This window comes from Pseudomonas sp. S3_E10, assembly GCF_054667615.1.
This window is the reverse complement of the sequence record NZ_CP162743.1, coordinates 3907151-3925105: the sequence shown is the minus strand read 5'-3', so window position 1 is coordinate 3925105 and position 17955 is coordinate 3907151. Positions and strand designations below refer to the sequence as shown.

The 17955-nt window shown below is 60.6% G+C and carries 16 protein-coding genes; 4 read left to right on the top strand and 12 right to left on the bottom strand.

Annotation, left to right across the window (positions count from 1 at the left end):
- Nucleotides 1–46 precede the first annotated feature (46 nt).
- Both mprF and AB4N98_RS17885 read left to right on the top strand, forming a co-directional pair.
- Nucleotides 47–2689, top strand: coding sequence for a bifunctional lysylphosphatidylglycerol flippase/synthetase MprF (gene mprF, locus AB4N98_RS17890; RefSeq protein ID WP_017529966.1), 2643 nt, complete (start codon nucleotides 47–49; stop codon nucleotides 2687–2689).
- Nucleotides 2689–3969, top strand: coding sequence for a virulence factor family protein (locus tag AB4N98_RS17885; RefSeq protein WP_017529967.1), 1281 nt, complete (start codon nucleotides 2689–2691; stop codon nucleotides 3967–3969). Before mprF ends, AB4N98_RS17885 begins: the two co-directional genes overlap by 1 nt.
- Nucleotides 3970–4106: 137 nt before the next feature.
- On the opposite strand, the gene recJ is transcribed toward AB4N98_RS17885, so the two are convergent.
- Nucleotides 4107–5816, bottom strand: coding sequence for a single-stranded-DNA-specific exonuclease RecJ (gene recJ / locus AB4N98_RS17880; RefSeq protein WP_017529968.1), 1710 nt, complete (start codon nucleotides 5814–5816; stop codon nucleotides 4107–4109).
- A 97-nt stretch (nucleotides 5817–5913) separates the two neighbouring features.
- Nucleotides 5914–6456: a YaeQ family protein gene (locus AB4N98_RS17875; RefSeq protein WP_003175888.1), complete on the bottom strand. Its 543-nt coding sequence runs from the start codon at nucleotides 6454–6456 to the stop codon at nucleotides 5914–5916.
- Nucleotides 6457–6594: 138 nt separating this feature from the next.
- Here AB4N98_RS17875 and AB4N98_RS17870 point away from each other — a divergent pair, with 138 nt between their 5' ends.
- A complete protein-coding gene (locus AB4N98_RS17870; protein ID WP_017529969.1) occupies nucleotides 6595–7794 on the top strand; it encodes a CaiB/BaiF CoA transferase family protein in 1200 nt (399 codons plus the stop codon).
- Between the two features lie 195 nt (nucleotides 7795–7989).
- Here AB4N98_RS17870 and AB4N98_RS17865 read toward each other — a convergent pair whose 3' ends face one another.
- The 10 genes from AB4N98_RS17865 to ffh form a co-directional block, all read right to left on the bottom strand.
- Nucleotides 7990–8274, bottom strand: coding sequence for a DUF3509 domain-containing protein (locus AB4N98_RS17865; protein WP_065876668.1), 285 nt, complete (start codon nucleotides 8272–8274; stop codon nucleotides 7990–7992).
- A 222-nt stretch (nucleotides 8275–8496) separates the two neighbouring features.
- Nucleotides 8497–9906: a threonine synthase gene (gene thrC / locus AB4N98_RS17860; RefSeq protein ID WP_017529971.1), complete on the bottom strand. Its 1410-nt coding sequence runs from the start codon at nucleotides 9904–9906 to the stop codon at nucleotides 8497–8499.
- A 66-nt stretch (nucleotides 9907–9972) separates the two neighbouring features.
- Nucleotides 9973–11277: a homoserine dehydrogenase gene (locus tag AB4N98_RS17855; RefSeq protein WP_017529972.1), complete on the bottom strand. Its 1305-nt coding sequence runs from the start codon at nucleotides 11275–11277 to the stop codon at nucleotides 9973–9975.
- A gap of 129 nt (nucleotides 11278–11406) precedes the next feature.
- Complete coding sequence (locus AB4N98_RS17850; RefSeq protein WP_017529973.1) at nucleotides 11407–12138, bottom strand: thioredoxin fold domain-containing protein; 732 nt, start codon at nucleotides 12136–12138, stop codon at nucleotides 11407–11409.
- A 141-nt stretch (nucleotides 12139–12279) separates the two neighbouring features.
- Nucleotides 12280–13176, bottom strand: coding sequence for a site-specific tyrosine recombinase XerD (xerD, locus tag AB4N98_RS17845; RefSeq protein WP_017529974.1), 897 nt, complete (start codon nucleotides 13174–13176; stop codon nucleotides 12280–12282).
- 154 nt (nucleotides 13177–13330) lie between these two features.
- Nucleotides 13331–13681 carry a 50S ribosomal protein L19 gene (gene rplS / locus AB4N98_RS17840; protein ID WP_003175895.1) on the bottom strand — a complete coding sequence of 117 codons (351 nt, stop codon included), beginning with the start codon at nucleotides 13679–13681 and terminating at the stop codon, nucleotides 13331–13333.
- 45 nt (nucleotides 13682–13726) lie between these two features.
- Nucleotides 13727–14500, bottom strand: coding sequence for a tRNA (guanosine(37)-N1)-methyltransferase TrmD (gene trmD / locus AB4N98_RS17835; protein ID WP_175404167.1), 774 nt, complete (start codon nucleotides 14498–14500; stop codon nucleotides 13727–13729).
- Nucleotides 14482–15018, bottom strand: coding sequence for a ribosome maturation factor RimM (rimM, locus tag AB4N98_RS17830; RefSeq protein WP_053135622.1), 537 nt, complete (start codon nucleotides 15016–15018; stop codon nucleotides 14482–14484). Before rimM ends, trmD begins: the two co-directional genes overlap by 19 nt.
- A gap of 5 nt (nucleotides 15019–15023) precedes the next feature.
- The gene (rpsP, locus tag AB4N98_RS17825; RefSeq protein WP_003175899.1) at nucleotides 15024–15275 is read right to left on the bottom strand and encodes a 30S ribosomal protein S16; all 252 of its coding nucleotides are present in this window, start codon (nucleotides 15273–15275) and stop codon (nucleotides 15024–15026) included.
- A gap of 251 nt (nucleotides 15276–15526) precedes the next feature.
- Entirely contained in the window at nucleotides 15527–16903 is a 1377-nt protein-coding gene (gene ffh / locus AB4N98_RS17820) for a signal recognition particle protein (protein WP_017529977.1), read from the bottom strand.
- Between the two features lie 234 nt (nucleotides 16904–17137).
- Here ffh and AB4N98_RS17815 point away from each other — a divergent pair, with 234 nt between their 5' ends.
- Nucleotides 17138–17950 carry a cytochrome C assembly family protein gene (locus AB4N98_RS17815; protein ID WP_017529978.1) on the top strand — a complete coding sequence of 271 codons (813 nt, stop codon included), beginning with the start codon at nucleotides 17138–17140 and terminating at the stop codon, nucleotides 17948–17950.
- Nucleotides 17951–17955 lie beyond the last annotated feature (5 nt).

Genomic DNA, 17955 nt, shown 5'->3' with positions numbered 1-17955 from the left:
TGGCTGGATACCTCCATCCTGTCGCGCACAATCCACGAGGTGATTGATGCGCGCCAACTCGTCTGAACCACAAGACACCGTCACAGCAGAACAACCGATCGCTCCCACCCGCTTACGCTGGCTGGATCTGTTGAGCAAATACCGGCAACCCATCGGGCTGGCCGTCACCTTGCTGCTGTTCGCAATTGCCCTGATCGCCTGCCGACACCTGTTGCTGGAACTGGACCTCTACGCCCTCCACGACTCGATCCTGGACGTGCCCAGGCCGGCGCTGCTGGGGGCATTCGCCGCAGCGGTGGCCGGGTTCGTCATTCTGTTGGGCTACGAATTTTCCGGAGCACGTTACGCCGGGGTAAACCTGCCCGCCAAAACCTTGGCCCTGGGCGGCTTTACCGCGTTTGCCATCGGCAATGCCATCGGCCTGTCGATGCTCTCGGGCGGCTCGGTGCGCTACCGTTTATATGCGCGCCATGGCATCGGGGCGTCGGAAGTGGCCCATATGACCGTATTCGCCAGCCTGGCCCTGGGCTGCGCCCTGCCGCCGCTGGCCGCCCTGGCGACACTGAGCAATTTGCCGGCCGCATCGACGTACCTGCATTTGCCGCAAACTGTACTCGGCGGCGTTGCCGGTGCCGTCCTGCTGTTATCGGCGATGCTGTGCATCGGTATTTATCGCCGACGCCTGCCGGAACAACCGTATCCGGACAACCTGCTGGTCAGGGCCGGCCGTCGCACCCTGCGCTTGCCTGGCCGGCGCCTGACGCTCCTGCAACTGGTCATCACCGCACTCGACGTCGCCGCTGCCGCTACTGTTCTTTATATGTTGCTGCCCGAAGCCCCGCCGTTCGGCCCGTTCCTGCTGGTGTACCTGCTGGCCCTGGCCGCCGGTGTACTCAGCCATGTACCGGGTGGCGTGGGGGTGTTCGAGGCGATTCTGCTGGCAGCCTTCGCCGACAAGCTCGGCGCCGCGCCATTGGCCGCCGCCCTGCTGCTGTACCGCATGATCTATGTCGTGCTGCCGCTGCTGATTGCCTGTGTATTCCTGCTGATCAATGAGGCCCAGCGACTGTTCCAGACCCAACAGAGCCTGCGCGTGGCTTCGGGCCTGGCGGCGCCGGTGTTGGCCGTACTGGTTTTTTTGTCCGGCGTGGTCCTGCTGTTTTCCGGCGCCACGCCAGAGATCGACTCACGCCTGGAAAACATCGGTTTCCTGATTCCCCACCGCCTGATTGATGCATCGCACTTTGGTGCCAGCCTGATCGGCGTGCTGTGCCTGCTGCTGGCCCAGGGCTTGCGCCGGCGTTTGTCAGCCGCCTGGATGCTGACCATGGTGCTGCTGCTGACGGGCGCCCTGCTCTCGCTGCTCAAGGGTTTCGACTGGGAAGAAGCCAGTCTGATGACCATGACCGCGGTGCTGCTGGCGATCTTCCGGCGCTCGTTCTACCGCGCCAGCCGCCTCACCGAACTGCCGTTCTCGCCGCTCTACCTGGTGGCCAGCGTCTGCGTGCTGGGCGCGTCGATCTGGCTGCTGCTGTTCGCCTATCAAGATGTGCCTTACAGCCATCAACTGTGGTGGCAGTTCACCCTGGACGCCAACGCCCCACGTGGCCTGCGCTCACTGCTCGGGGCTGCGGTGCTGCTGGTGATCGTCTCGCTGACCTGGCTGCTGCGCACTGCTCGCCCGGTGATCCACCTGCCGACGCCGCAAGAGCTGGAGCGCGCCAGCAAGATCCTGATGGCCTCGTCACAGCCCGACGGCGGCCTGGCGCTGACCGGCGACAAGGCGCTGCTGTTCCACCCCAACGACGAAGCCTTCCTGATGTATGCCCGTCGCGGCCGCAGCCTGGTGGCCCTGTACGACCCGATCGGCCCGACCCAACCGCGCGCCGAGATGATCTGGCAGTTCCGTGACCTGTGCGACATCCACCATGCGCGCCCGGTGTTCTACCAGGTGCGGGCGGAGAACCTGCCGTACTACATGGACATCGGCCTTACCGCGATCAAGCTGGGCGAAGAAGCGCGCGTGGACCTCAAACGCTTTGACCTTGAAGCCAAGGGCAAAGAGATGAAGGATTTGCGCTACACCTGGAACCGTGGCACCCGGGACGGCCTGTCCCTAGAGATCTGCGAGCCGGGCACCGCGCCGATGGATGAATTAAAAGTTATCTCGGACGCCTGGCTTACCGGTAAGAATGTGCGCGAAAAAGGCTTTTCCCTGGGACGCTTCAGTGACGACTACCTCAAGCATTTTCGTATCGCGATCATTCGCTTCGAAGGGCGCCCAGTGGCCTTCGCCAACCTGCTCGAGACCTACAACCACGACCTGGCCAGCCTCGACCTGATGCGTGCCCACCCGGACGCGCCCAAGCTGACCATGGAGTTCATGATGGTCGGCCTGATTCAACACTATAAGAATCATGGCTACGCCCGCTTCAGCCTGGGCATGGTGCCATTGTCGGGCCTGCAACCGCGACGGGGCGCGCCATTGACCCAGCGTCTGGGTTCGATGGTGTTCCGTCGTGGCGAGCAACTGTATAACTTCCAAGGTTTGCGCCGCTTCAAAGACAAGTTCCAGCCCGACTGGGAACCCCGCTACATGGCCGTGCCCGCCGGACTGGATCCGCTGGTGGCACTGGCCGATACCGCCGCCCTGATCGCGGGCGGCTTGACTGGATTGGTGAAACGCTGATGATTCGACGCTCCTGGCGGTATGTATTGGCCTTTGTAGTGCTGCTCGCGCTGGTCCTGGGCGGTGGCTTTTGGTTCTGGAACCGCCCTGCCCCGCAGCCGACCCTGGAGCAACTGCCCCAGGCCGATGGTTCGGTGATGACCCGCGTCACTCCGGTCGGCACAGCCAAAGCACGCGTCGCCGTAGCGGTGATGGCCGACGAAACCCTGACCGACAGCCAACTGATGACGCTGAGCCAGGGGGGCAAGGCGCAGATCGTCCAGGTGATCCTGCCAAAAGACGACTGCAAGCTGCAGGAACAAGCGCTGCAAAGCGCCCTGGGCCAGCTCAAGGGCCCGGCGACGCTGGTCAGCGGCATCGGCCCTGGCGCCGCCCTCGCCTGGCGCTGGCTGGCCACCCAGAACGACGACAAGGCCAACGCCATCTCCGTCGGCTTTGCTCTGGTGCAGGAAGGCTGCAAGGACCCGCTGCCCAAGACCGCCGCTCACGGCAACTGGCTGGTGGCGTGGAACGATAACCCTGACGATGAAAGCGCCAGTTTCGTACGCGACACGCCACGCGCGACTACGAGCATCAGCGACTATGACATTCATTACCCGCAAGTCCTGAATAACGAACTGCGCAAGCAACTGGTGGGTTCGGACAACGGCGGGCTGGCGATTCCCGTGGTGGAAGTACCGGCTGGCCAGGCCAAAGACACGGTCACCCTGTTCCTCTCCGGTGACGGCGGCTGGCGTGACCTGGACCGCGACGTAGCGGGTGAAATGGCCAAGATCGGCTACCCGGTGGTCGGCATCGACACCCTGCGCTACTACTGGCAGCACAAAACCCCGGAACAAAGCGCCAAGGACCTCACCGAACTGATGCAGCACTACCGGCAGAAGTGGGGCACCAAGCGCTTCGTACTGACCGGCTATTCGTTCGGCGCCGACGTACTGCCGGCGATCTACAACCGCATGCCGGAGAACGAGCAGCAACGGGTCGATGCGATCATCCTGCTGGCCTTCGCCCGTACCGGCAGCTTTGAGATCGAAGTGGAAGGTTGGCTGGGCAATGCCGGCAAAGAAGCCGCCACCGGGCCGGAAATGGCCAAGCTGCCGCCTGAGAAAGTGGTGTGCATTTATGGCGCCGAAGAAGTCGACGAGAGTGGCTGCACCGACAAGACCGCTGTGGGTGAGGCACTGAAACTGCCAGGTGGGCATCACTTCGACGAGAACTACCCGGCGCTCGCCAAGCGGTTGGTGGATATCATCGTCAAGCACCAGGCCAAGGCCGAATAACCCCAGGCAACACACAGGACCCAATGTGGGAGGGGGCTTGCTCCCGATAGCTAAGTGTCAGTCAACAGCGTTGTGACTGATGCACCGCAATCGGGAGCAAGCCCCCTCCCACATTTGCTTTATGGTGTGGCTGAAAATCAGCGCGGCTCGATGTGCGCGATCATCAGTTGAACCGTCTCATTCCCACGAAACTCGTTCACGTCCAGCTTGTAGGCCAATTCCACCCAACGCACGGTAGGGTTCGGCCAGACCTCCCGATCCACCCCAAACGCAATGCCATCGAGCTTCACCGAGCCGCATTCGCTCTTGAGCACCACTTTCAGGTGCCGCTCCCCCACAACGCGCTGCTCAACCAACTGGAACACACCGTGAAACAACGGCTCGGGAAAGTGCTGCCCCCACGGGCCTGCATGCCGTAGCGCACGGGCCAGTTCCAGATGAAACTCTTCCACCGCCAGGGTGCCATCGGACAGCAGGCGACCGGTGAGGTCTTCTTCACGCAGTTGACGACGCACCTCGGCGTCAAAGGCCTCGGCAAACAGTGGGAAATTTGCCTCGGGCAACGTCAGCCCGGCCGCCATGGCGTGGCCGCCGTACTTGGTGATCAGGCTGGGATGCTGGCTGGCGACGACCGCCAGGGCATCACGGATGTGAAAGCCCTGCACAGAGCGCCCCGAGCCCTTGAGCAGGCCATCACCGGCGTCGGCGAAGGCGATGGTCGGGCGGAAATAGCGCTCTTTCATGCGCGACGCCAGAATACCGATCACGCCCTGATGCCACTCGGGGTCGAACAGGCACAGGCCATAGGGCATCGATTCCATCGGCAAGTCCTTGAGCTGGGCCAGGGCCTCGCGCTGCATGCCTTGTTCGATGGATTTGCGGTCCTGGTTCATGCCATCCAATTGCGCGGCCATTTCCCGTGCGGCCGCAAAATCGGTGGTGAGCAGGCATTCGATGCCCAGACTCATATCGTCCAGACGCCCGGCGGCGTTGAGCCGTGGCCCGAGGATAAAGCCCAGGTCGGTTGAAGTGATGCGCGCGGCGTCGCGCTTGGCCACTTCCAGGATTGCCTTGATTCCCGGCCGCGCACGACCCGCGCGGATACGTTCCAGGCCCTGATGCACCAGAATGCGATTGTTGGCGTCCAGGGGCACCACGTCGGCGACGCTGCCCAGGGCGACCAGGTCGAGCAGATCGCCGATGTTCGGCTGCGGCGTGTTCGTGTACCAGCCCAGGTCACGCAGGCGCGCGCGCAGGGCCATCAATACGTAGAAGATCACGCCCACGCCGGCCAGGGCCTTGCTGGGGAACGCGCAGCCGGGTTGATTCGGATTGACGATCGCATCCGCTGCCGGCAACTCGTCACCGGGCAAGTGGTGGTCGGTCACCAGCACCCGCAGCCCCGCCGCCTTGGCCGCGGCCACCCCTTCCACACTGGAGATGCCGTTATCCACGGTGATCAGCAATTGCGGCTCGCGCTGCAGGGCCACGGCGACAATTTCCGGGGTCAGGCCATAGCCATATTCGAAGCGGTTGGGTACCAGGTAATCGACATGGGCCGCACCCAGCAAACGCAGGCCCAAGGTGCCCACGGTACTGGCGGTGGCGCCATCGGCATCGAAGTCGCCGACGATCAGGATGCGCTGACGTTGTTCCAGGGCCGTCACCAGCAGGTCTACCGCCGCGTCGATGCCCTTGAGCTGCTGATAGGGAATCAACCGTGCCAGGCTTTTATCCAGCTCAGCCTCCGATTGCACCCCGCGGGCGGCGTAAAGACGGGTCAACAGCGGCGGCAATTCACCGAGAAACGGCAGGACAGCGGGCAACGGGCGAGGATCGATACGCATACGGGGGTGATGACTTCTCTGCGGATAAACGGTTAAACGACAATGCTTCAAACGACACAAATCACTGTGGGAGGAGGCTTGCTCCCTCCCACATTTTTCAATCGCGTCCGCCAACCAGCCACTGCAACTGCACTTCATGCTGGCCACGGTCATCGGTCACGAAAACTGTGCCTTCGCTGATCATCACGTCCCACTTGATAACGCGGGGCATGTCCTTGGCCAGGGTTTCCAGCACTTCCTGTGGCACGGCAGCGATGTGCACGTTCTTCAGGTTAGTCGCCACCGGCACCACTTTGCCTTCCCAGACTCGCAGGCTGCCATACGCCAGCAGGCTGGTACGCTCGGTGCGGCGCGAGCACCAGGTCAGACGGTCGGCGTCGGGCTGGCCGACTTCGATCCAGTGCAAAACGCGATCATCCAGGCTTTTTTCCCACAGGGCCGGTTCATCTACATCTGACAGGCCACGACCGAACGCCAACTGCTCGTTATAAAACAGGGCATAAGCCAGCAGGCGCACGGTCATGCGCTCTTCGGTTTCCGAAGGGTGACGGGCGATGGTCTGTTTGACGCTCTCGTAGACCGAACGGTCGAGGTCGGTGAGGTTGAGTTCGAATTTGTAGGTCGTGGACGGCTGGGCCATGAACGGGCTTCTAGAGACAGGGAAAGGCGGCCAGTCTAACCGATGGTGGAGCCATTCAACGAATCATCATCCTTATCCCTCACCGCTCGCCTATGTTAAAAGGCATCACACACCCGTCCAGCGCCAGAAAGGATCCTCATGTCGTTCAATGCCAAACCGCTTGCCGGCCTCAAAGTCATCGAACTCGGCACCCTCATCGCCGGGCCGTTCGCCTCTCGCATCTGCGCCGAGTTCGGGGCCGAGGTGATCAAGGTCGAATCCCCCGACGGCGGCGACCCGCTGCGCAAATGGCGCAAGCTGTATGAGGGCACCTCGCTGTGGTGGTTTGTGCAGGCGCGCAACAAAAAGTCGCTGACGCTGAACCTCAAGCATCCGGACGGTTTGGCGGTTCTCAAACAGCTGCTGGCGGACGCCGATATGCTCATCGAGAATTTTCGTCCCGGCGTGCTCGAAAAACTCGGCCTGAGCTGGGAGACCCTGCACGCGCTGAACCCGAAGCTGGTGATGGTTCGCCTCTCGGGCTTCGGCCAGACCGGGCCGATGAAAGATCAGCCGGGGTTTGGTGCCGTGGGCGAATCCATGGGCGGGTTGCGCTATATCACCGGTTTCGAGGACCGCCCGCCGGTGCGCACCGGGATTTCCATCGGTGATTCCATCGCCGCCTTGTGGGCCGTGATCGGCGCGCTGATGGCGCTGCGGCACCGTGAGGTCAACGGCGGCCTGGGCCAAGTGGTGGATGTGGCGCTGTATGAAGCGATCTTCGCCATGATGGAAAGCATGATCCCCGAGTTCGACGTGTTCGGGTTTATTCGCGAGCGCACCGGCAACATCATGCCCGGCATCACGCCGTCCTCGATCCATACCAGCGCGGACGGCAAGCATGTGCAGATCGGCGCCAATGGCGATGCCATTTTCAAGCGTTTCATGAGCGCCATCGGCCGTGACGACTTGGCCAACGATCCGCAACTGGCCAGCAATGATGGACGCGACAGCCGCCGTGATGAGCTGTATGGCGTGATCGATCGCTGGGTCAATTCATTGCCACTGGAGCAGGTGGTCGAGCAACTGAACAAAGCCGACGTACCGGCCAGCCGTATTTACAGCGCCGAAGACATGCTCGGCGACCCGCAATTCCTGGCCCGTGAAATGTTCCTGAAGGCGCAGTTGCCCGATGGCAAGGATTTCAAGATGCCGGGCATCGTGCCCAAACTGTCGGACACCCCCGGCAGCTGCGAGTGGGTCGGCCCGCAGTTGGGTGAACACAACGCGGTGGTGCTCGAAGCGTTGGGTTACGACGCCGCCGCCATCGCACGTCTGCGCGAACAGGGCGCCATCTGACACCTCAAGCAGCATCGCCCCACATAAATCGCAGGCAAAAAGAAACCCCGAAGCGTGGGGAGACACTTCGGGGTTAAACGTGGCCTTACAATGACCAGTACAACAAGCCACAAACACCGGAGCACAATGTTTGCTCTTGCTGTTACGAAATCTGACCGGCCATGCTGTAGGAAGTTTCCAAGGACAAATAATTCTTCATGCGCAGACCGGCGCACGTGTCATGGCGGCGTTGCGCAAGGCTGCGATAACCGAGGGTTCGAGGCGACCTTCAGCGATTTTCAAATCGCGCAGCAGGCAATCCACCACATCCACCAGGGCGCGTTTGTCGGTCAACTGCGCGCGGTTGACTTCGCGCTCGACCATGATGGCGCCACCGGGGTTCTTCACGGTCACCAGGCATTCGCCCTGCACACCTGAGGTGGTCAGCGTAACCAGATAAGGGCTCAGTGCTTCTTCGAGCAATAGGCTGATACTTTCCATCTCGATCACCACTCAATAGTTCGGGAACAATCGTTTCAACGGGTGCTGCATCTATCCTAAGTGACTGGTCGTGACGTAGGAAAGTTCGCTTTTTCGTTATCGCGGGGGGATGACGTATTTAGCATGCGCTTGCAACATGACAACGAAAAAACTGCGGCACACAAACAAAAAACGCCGCTGACCCAGCAAGGGAAAGCGGCGTTTTGGTGTAAGCGGTTCGCCTTACAACGGTTTACCCCGATTGCCATGCTGGCTGACAAACGCCTGCACCGCTTTGAGGTCATTGGTCAACACCGTGCAACGTTCTTCACGCTCGAACAGGTCAGTCAGATGCGCCGGCAGTTCAAGGGCCTTGCCAACACCGGCCTTCTCCACCGCCTCCGGGAATTTGACCGGGTGAGCGGTCCCGAGGATGACCATCGGGGTATCCAGGCTGCGACGGCATTCGCGGGCGGCCTTCACACCGATCGCGGTGTGCGGGTCGAGCAGCTCACCGGTCTGGGCAAACACTTCGGCGATGGTTTCGCAAGTCTGCGCATCGTCCACCGCCAGGGAGTCGAAGAGCTTGCGGGTTTCAGTCCAGCGCTCCTCATCAACACTGAAACCGCCACCGCTTTTGAAGGTGTCCATCAAGCCGGCAATAGCGGCGCCGTTGCGACCATGCATATCGAACAGCAGACGCTCGAAGTTCGACGAAACCATGATGTCCATCGACGGCGACAGAGTGGCGTGCAGGGTTTCCTTGACGTACTGGTTGCCGCTCATGAAGCGGTGCAGGATGTCGTTGCGGTTGGTGGCGACGATCAACTGGTTGATCGGCAGGCCCATGTTGCGCGCCAGGTAACCGGCGAAGATGTCGCCGAAGTTGCCGGTGGGCACCGAGAACGACACCGAGCGCGCCGGGCCGCCCAGCTGCAGGGACGCGTGGAAGTAGTAGACGATCTGGGCCATGATCCGCGCCCAGTTGATCGAGTTCACCGCCACCAGGCGGGTGCCCTTGAGGAAGCTCTGGTCAGCGAAGCTGTTCTTGACCATTTCCTGGCAGTCATCGAAGTTGCCTTCGATGGCGATGTTGTGGATGTTCTCGCCAAAGATGGTGGTCATTTGCCGACGCTGCACTTCCGACACGCGCTTGTGCGGGTGCAGGATGAAGATGTCGACGTTTTCGCAGTGCTTGCAACCTTCGATGGCCGCCGAGCCGGTATCACCGGAGGTGGCGCCGATGATCACCACGCGCTCACCGCGCTTGGCCAATACGTAGTCCAACAGGCGACCGAGCAGTTGCAGGGCAAAGTCCTTGAACGCCAAGGTCGGGCCGTGGAACAGCTCCAGTACCCATTCATTGCCGTTCAGTTGGCGCAAAGGCGCGATGGCGCTGTGGGAAAACACGCCGTACGTCTCTTCCAGGATTTTTTTGAAGTCCGCATCCGGAATGCTGCCGGTGACGAACGGGCGCATCACCCGGAAGGCCAACTCGTGGTATGGCAAGCCGGCCCAGGAGGCGATTTCTTCCTGGGTGAAGCGTGGCAGGTTTTCCGGCACGTACAGGCCGCCGTCGGTGGCAAGGCCTGCCAGCAGAACGTCTTCGAAATTCAGGGCCGGTGCCTGGCCGCGGGTGCTGATGTAACGCATGACTGGCTCCTCTAAAACATTCTCGAACAGAAGCCGCCGAACGCACGGGGCCTCTGGAACAATCGGTTAGTTCAGGTGTTCGACACGAATGCGAACGACCGGGCCGACGACGCCTTGCAAGGCTTCCAGCGCGGTGATGGCATCGTTGATGTGCTGCTCGAGCACGCGATGAGTCAGCAGGATCATCGGCACCTGGCCGTTTTGCTCCTCGACTTCCTTCTGCATGATCGATTCGATATTGATACCGCGCTCCGACAGAATGCTGGCGACCTGGGCCAGTACGCCAGGGTGATCCTTGGCCTGGATACGCAGGTAGTAGGCGCTTTCGCAGGCCTCGATCGGCAGGATCGGGTGGGCCGACAGCGAATCCGGCTGGAAAGCCAGGTGCGGTACGCGGTTTTCCGGGTCGCTGGTCATGGCACGAACCACGTCCACCAGGTCGGCGATCACCGACGACGCCGTCGGCTCCATGCCGGCGCCAGCGCCGTAGAACAGGGTCGAGCCGGCGGCGTCGCCATTGACCATGACGGCGTTCATCACACCATTGACGTTGGCGATCAGGCGGTCGGCGGGGATCAGTGTCGGGTGTACGCGCAGCTCGATACCGGCCGGGGTGCTGCGCGCTACACCGAGGTGCTTGATGCGGTAGCCCAGGGCTTCGGCGTAGTTCACATCGGCGGTGGTCAGTTTGGTGATGCCTTCGGTGTAGGCCTTGTCGAACTGCAGCGGAATACCAAAGGCGATGGACGCCAGGATGGTCAGCTTGTGCGCAGCGTCGATGCCTTCCACGTCGAAGGTCGGATCGGCTTCGGCGTACCCCAGGGCCTGGGCTTCGGCCAATACGTCTTCGAAGGTACGGCCCTTCTCGCGCATTTCGGTAAGGATAAAGTTACCGGTGCCATTGATGATGCCGGCCACCCAGTTGATGCGGTTGGCGGACAGGCCCTCACGGATCGCCTTGATCACCGGGATACCCCCGGCTACAGCGGCTTCGAACGCGACAATCACGCCTTTTTCACGGGCCCTGGCGAAGATCTCGTTGCCGTGTACGGCGATCAGCGCCTTGTTGGCGGTGACTACGTGCTTGCCGTTCTCGATGGCCTTGAGCACCAATTCGCGGGCCACGGTGTAGCCGCCGACCAGTTCAATGACGATATCGATTTCAGGGTTGGTCGCCACGGCGAAGACATCGTTGGTAATTGCAATACCGGTCGTTTCGAACTGAGGCTTTGGCGAACGCGTGGCAATTTGCGCCACTTCAATCCCACGCCCTGCACGGCGGGAAATTTCTTCAGCATTACGCTGAAGTACGTTGAAGGTGCCGCCACCGACGGTCCCTAACCCACAGATGCCTACTTTGACCGGTTTCACTGAAGAACTCCCCATGAAACGGCCGACGCAAGGTCGGCCGTGGAAAACAGCCGCACGACTGCGGCTTTCAATTGATGGCCCGTCGACTTATGCGCGGGCCATGATCGTCAAAGGTTCGACGATGCTGGTTTATTTGGCACTGAGCGCCAGTTTGGCAACTTGTGGTGCCGGCTGGTAGCCCGGAATCACCTGGCCGTCAGCCAAAACGATGGCCGGTGTGCCGTTCACGCCAATCGACTGGCCCAGGGCGAACTGCTTGGACACTGGGTTGGCGCACTTGGCGGCCTTGATTTCCTTGCCGTCGACCATTTTGTCCATGGCCGCTTTTTTGTCGGTCGAGCACCACACCGCTTGCAACTGCTCGTCACCTGGCGAACCCAGGCCCTGGCGCGGGAACGCAACGTAGCGCACTTCCACGCCGAGCTTGTTCAGCGCGGGCACTTCGGCGTGCAGCTTGTGGCAGTACGGGCAGGTGGTATCGGTGAACACGGTGATGTGAGTCTTGGTCTCGCCGATGGCCGGGTAAACCACGGTTTCAGCCACCGGGATGCCGTTGATCAGCTTCGACACGCCCAGGCGTTCGGCTTTCTCGGTCAGGTTGACCGGTTTGCCGTCCTTGAGCTGGAACAGGTAGCCCTGGACGATGTACTGGCCATCGCCGCTGGCGTACAGCACGCGGCTGCCCTTGAGCTTGACTTCGTACAGGCCGGCCATCGGGCTGGCACTGATGCTTTCAATCGGCGTATCAAGCTGCAGGTTGGCCAGGCTCTTGCGGATGGTCTGCTCAGCGGCGTCATCGGCGACGGCAAAGGTGGATACCAACGCAATGGCTGCGACGGCAATAATCTGGGTCAAGCGCATGGAAACTCCTGAAGGCAGATGCTGGGACGGGTACAGGCAGGCCGATTGCAAACTCGGGTGTGGACCGTCGCCTTTGCGAACCGGCAAAGCCTACCACAGTTGGATCGCAGGGCAGCCGTTGGCGGGATAAATTGGGCGTTTTCAGCCTCGCGGGTGGTGCTTGGCGTGCATATCCTGCAAGCGCGCCCGTGCCACATGGGTGTAGATCTGGGTTGTGGATAAATCACTGTGCCCCAGCAGCATCTGGACCACGCGCAAGTCGGCGCCGTGGTTGAGCAAATGCGTGGCAAATGCATGGCGCAGCGTATGGGGCGACAGGGTCTTGCCGATCCCGGCGACCTTGGCCTGGTGCTTGATGCGGTGCCAGAACGTCTGGCGGGTCATTTGCTCACCGCGCAGGCTGGGGAACAGCACATCACTGGGGCGCCCGCCGAGCAGTTCGCTGCGGGCATCACGCATATAGCGCTCGACCCACACAATCGCTTCCTCGCCCATGGGCACCAGCCGCTCCTTGCTGCCCTTGCCCATGACCCGCAGCACGCCTTGGCGCAGGTTGACTTGCTCCAGGGTCAGGCTGATCAATTCCGTGACACGCAGGCCGCAGGCGTACAACACTTCGAGCATCGCACGGTCGCGCTGGCCAATGGCTTCGCTCAGGTCCGGGGCGGCGAGCAAGGCGTCAACATCGGCTTCCGACAACGATTTGGGCAAAGGCCTGCCCAGTTGGGGCATGTCGATTTGCAGGGTCGGGTCGAGCGCGATCAGTTTTTCTCGCAGCAAATACCGATAAAACCCACGTACGCCCGAGAGAAATCTCGCCGTGGAGCGTGGTTTATAGTTCTGTTCAAGGCGCCAGGCCAGGTGATCGAGGATCAGCTCACGGCCGGCGTTGATCAGTTCGAGGTTTTTTTCCTGTAGCCAGCCGTTGAACAGCGCCAGGTCACTGCGATAGGCCTGACGGGTGTTGTCCGACAGGCCTTTTTCCAGCCAGAGGGCGTCGAGGAAGCGGTCGATCAGGGGATGGTCGATAGCGGGCATGGGGGCTCGGGCTGATTATCGGGGGTGTCGGGTGGATCTTATCGCAGCCAAGCCAACGCCACACTTCAATGGCGTATGCCTGGTAGCGCTCAGACAAATTCCAGGCACAAAAAAGCAGCCCGTAGGCTGCTTTTTCTGCATCGGGAAGCTGGACTTAAGCCAGTTTTTCCTTGATGCGAGCTGCTTTACCGGACAGGTCACGCAGGTAGTACAGCTTGGCTTTACGTACGTCACCGCGACGCTTGACGGCCATGCTGTCGATTTGCGGGCTGTAGGTCTGGAAAGTACGCTCTACGCCAACACCGTTGGAGATTTTACGAACAGTGAAAGCACTGTTCACACCACGGTTACGCTTGGCGATTACCACGCCTTCGAACGCTTGCAGACGCGAACGGTCGCCTTCCTTCACTTTCACCTGAACGACAATAGTGTCGCCTGGGGCAAAGGTAGGGATCTCTTTGGTCATCTGCTCTGCTTCGAGTGCAAGGATGATTTTGTTAGTCATGCTGTGCTCCTAAGGTAAGTCAATGGACCTACCATCGATACGTTGTTAACTATCGTCCCGCGCGAGGATGTATTCCTCGAGCAGCTTCTTCTCTTCTCCAGAAAGCGAGCGGCTTTCCAGAAGATCGGCGCGTCGTTCATAGGTCCGACCAAGGGACTGCTGTAAACGCCAACGCCGGATGTGTGCGTGATTGCCACTTAGCAATACGTCGGGAACACGCTGATCCGCATACACCTCCGGTCGGGTGTAGTGCGGGCAATCCAGCAAACCATCCGTGAAGGAATCTTCCTCCGCGGAGTCCACATGCCCTAAAGCTCCAGGCAGCAGTCGTGTAACCGCATCTATCAGGACCATCGCCGGCAGCTCACCGCCAGACAGGACATAGTCCCCAATCGACCACTCTTCATCGACATGAGCTTCAATAAAACGCTCGTCAATGCCTTCATAGCGACCGGCAATCAGGATCAAACTTTCCTCATTCGCCAGTTCGCGTACCCCAGCCTGTTTCAGCTGGCGGCCTTGAGGGGACAGGTAAATTACCTTCGCCTTCTCCCCGGCGGCGGCCTTGGCCTGGGCCAATGCGTCTTCCAGGGGCTTGATCTTCATCACCATGCCCGGGCCACCGCCAAATGGGCGATCGTCCACAGTGTGATGTCGATCCGTCGTGTAGTCTCGCGGGTTCCAACAGGTAAGCTGCAACAGCCCCTGCTTCACCGCCCGACTGGTGATGCCGTACTCGCTGACGGCGGAAAACATCTCGGGAAACAAACTGATCACTTCAATGCGCAAATTAGCCACGCTTAGAAGTCCGCGTCCCATTCCACCTTCATCTCGCCCGCTGCCAGGTCGACGGCCAACACGCATTGCTCCGTATAGGGCAACAGGCGTTCGCGATCATCCAGGCTGCCAGCGCAAGGCTTGACCACCATTACATCATTGGCGCCGGTTTCCAGAAGATGATCGATTTTCCCGAACAATTGCCCGAGTTGATCGATAACCTTCAGACCTTCCAGCTGGTACCAGTAGTACTCGCCGTCGGTCAATTCAGGGAACAGGTTGCGCGGCACGCAGATCTCATAACCGGCCAGAAGACGGGCTTCTTCGCGATCATCAAGACCCTTGAGCTTTGCGACCAGGAACTTATCGCTCCCGCGTCCACTGACCAGCTCGACCTGTTTCACACTACCTTCGCGCTTGAGCGTCCAGGTTTTGTACTGCAACAGGTTTTCGGTCGGATCAGTAAAGGAATACACCTTCACTTCGCCGCGAACGCCATGAACAGAATAAATCTTGCCGATAACGATCAAATCATCAGCAACAGCTGGCGTCGCGTTCATATTGCTCAGGCTGCGGCCTTAGCCGAGTCCTTCAACAGTTTTGCTACGCGCTCGGATGGCTGTGCGCCAACGCTCAGCCAGTAGGCTACGCGCTCTTGGTTCACGGACAGACGAACTTCTTGACCACGGGCAACAGGGTTGAAGAAACCAACCTGTTCCTTGTGCGAACCGTCGCGCGGGTTGCGGCTGTCGGTTACGGTCAAGTGGTAAAACGGGCGCTTTTTGGAGCCGCCAAGGGCAAGACGGATTGTTAGCATGTGAACATCGTTCCTGTAGTCGGTGCTGCAAATCTAAATGCACAGCGGGCATAGGTGCCCGAAAGGCCGCATATTCTAAGGAATATCCGGACTTTTGCAAATGTCTTTTTCTGGCGCCTATCAACGTGCCATTCAGATCTGCTAAAGGGCCGTCGATTAAAACGGCGAGTCAGCTCCCGCCAACGGCGGGTTTGCTGGAGATCCCACATCCCTGTGGGTCGGAGCGCAAGCAACGCTTACGCTCGAATTCTTTACATCTTCGGCATGCCGCCGCCGGGCAACATGCCGCCCATGCCGCGCATCATCTTGGCCATCCCGCCCTTGGCGGAGAATTTCTTCATCATTTTCTGCATCTGCTTGTGCTGCTTGATCAAGCGACCGATGTCCTGCACCTGGGTGCCGGAGCCCATGGCGATCCGACGCTTGCGCGAACCGCTGATCAGCTCAGGGTCGCGGCGCTCGGCCGGGGTCATGGAATTGATGATGGCTTCCATCTGCTTGAACTGCTTCTCTGCCGCGCCCTGGGCATTGCCCATTTGCGCCAGGTTCACACCGCCGATGTTCGGCAGCTTGTCCATAAGGCCGCCGAGGCCGCCCATGTTCTTCATTTGTTGCAGTTGATCGCGGAAGTCTTCGAGGTCGAAGCCCTTGCCCTTCTTCAACTTTTTAGCCAGTTTGTCGGCTTTGTCCTTGTCGAGCGTCGCTTCGGCCTGCTCGATCAGGCTGAGCACGTCGCCCATGCCGAGGATGCGCGAGGCGATACGCTCCGGGTGGAACGGTTCGAGCGCTTCGCTCTTCTCGCCCATGCCGATGAACTTGATCGGTTTGCCGGTAATGGCACGTACCGACAACGCGGCACCACCACGGGCGTCGCCGTCGACCTTGGTCAGGATCACGCCGGTCAGCGGCAGCGCGTCACCGAAGGCCTTGGCGGTGTTGGCCGCATCCTGGCCGGTCATGGCATCGACCACAAACAGCGTCTCGACCGGGTTGATCGCGGCGTGCAATGCCTTGATCTCGCCCATCATCTCTTCGTCGATGTGCAGGCGACCGGCGGTATCGACGATGACCACGTCGATGAATTTCAGCCGTGCTTCTTTAATAGCGGCGCTGGCAATGTCGACCGGCTTCTGGCTCAGGTCCGACGGAAAGAAGGTCACGCCCACTTCGCCGGCGAGCATTTCCAACTGCTTGATGGCGGCCGGACGGTAGACGTCCGCCGATACCACCATCACGGATTTTTTCTTGCGTTCTTTAAGGAAGCGCGCCAGCTTGCCGGCGGTGGTGGTTTTACCCGCACCTTGCAGACCGGCCATCAGCACCACGGCGGGCGGCACGGCGCTGAGGTTCAGGTCTTCGTTGGCCGCGCCCATCAGGCTTTCGAGTTCGGCCTGGACGATCTTCACAAAGGCCTGGCCCGGGGTCAGGCTGCGCGACACTTCAGTGCCGACCGCGCGTTCCTTGACCGAGTTGACGAAGTCCTTGACCACAGGCAACGCCACGTCGGCTTCCAGCAATGCCATGCGCACTTCGCGCAGGGTGTCTTTAATATTGTCCTCGGTCAGCTTGGCCTTGCCGGTTACGTGGCGCAGCGTCTGCGAGAGACGGTCAGTCAAGTTTTCAAACATGCGCGATCCTTTCAGGCCCTATGCATCGAAGTGCGTTGGTAGACCGAGGTAGTGACGGCCCAGGCTGTGGTAAATCGCTATTAAAAACAGCGTTCGGCGAGCCTGCGGCGTGGGCAGGTCGCGGATTATAGCGAAGACTGCGCGCATGCACACCCGCTGTCTGGCCTGGGAGTCTTTCGTGCAACGCTGGGGTGTGCCAAACTCAGCGCCTTTCGGGCTCGTCTATCAGGATTTATGGTCCCCTTGTCACCCAGTTTGCTACCCAGCCTCGCCGCCGCCATCTTGTATGCCGCTGCGACTCTCTATCAGGGCACTCGTCTGGCCCAAGGCACCAAGGCGGACAAACGTCTGCTGGTTGGGCTGGGCGTCCTCGCCCTGCTGGCCCACGCCGCGAGCCTGTTCACCCATCTGATGACGCCGGTTGGCCTGGGCCTGGACTTTTTCAGCGCCGCCAGCCTGATCGCTGCGGCGGTCATCGCACTGACCGTGCTGGCCTGCTACCGGATCCCCGTCGAGAACCTGCTCGTTCTGCTCTTCCCGCTGGGCGTGCTAACGGTGTTGCTGGCGCAATTCGCCCCCACCGGCACGGTGCAGGTGATTGACGAAGAACCCGGCATCCTTGCCCACATCCTGCTGTCGATCCTGGCCTATGGCATGTTCACCATCGCTGTGTTCCAGGCCCTGCTGCTGCTGGTGCAAGACCACCAACTCAAGCACAAGCACCCGTCGGGTTTGATCAAGAACTTCCCGCCGTTGCAAACCATGGAAAGCCTGCTGTTTGGTTTCCTGTGGGCCGGCTGGACGCTGTTGTCGCTGTCGTTGATCTCGGGCTGGCTGTTCGTCGAAAACCTGTTTGCCCAGCATCTGGTACACAAGACCCTGCTGGCCTGCCTGGCCTGGATCGTGTTCAGCGTGCTGCTGTGGGGTCGTAACCGACTCGGCTGGCGCGGGCATAAGGCAATCCGCTGGACCCTGGCCGGTTTCTGCCTGCTGATGCTGGCCTATTTCGGCAGCAAGCTGGTTCGCGAATACATCCTGCATATCTGACGGGC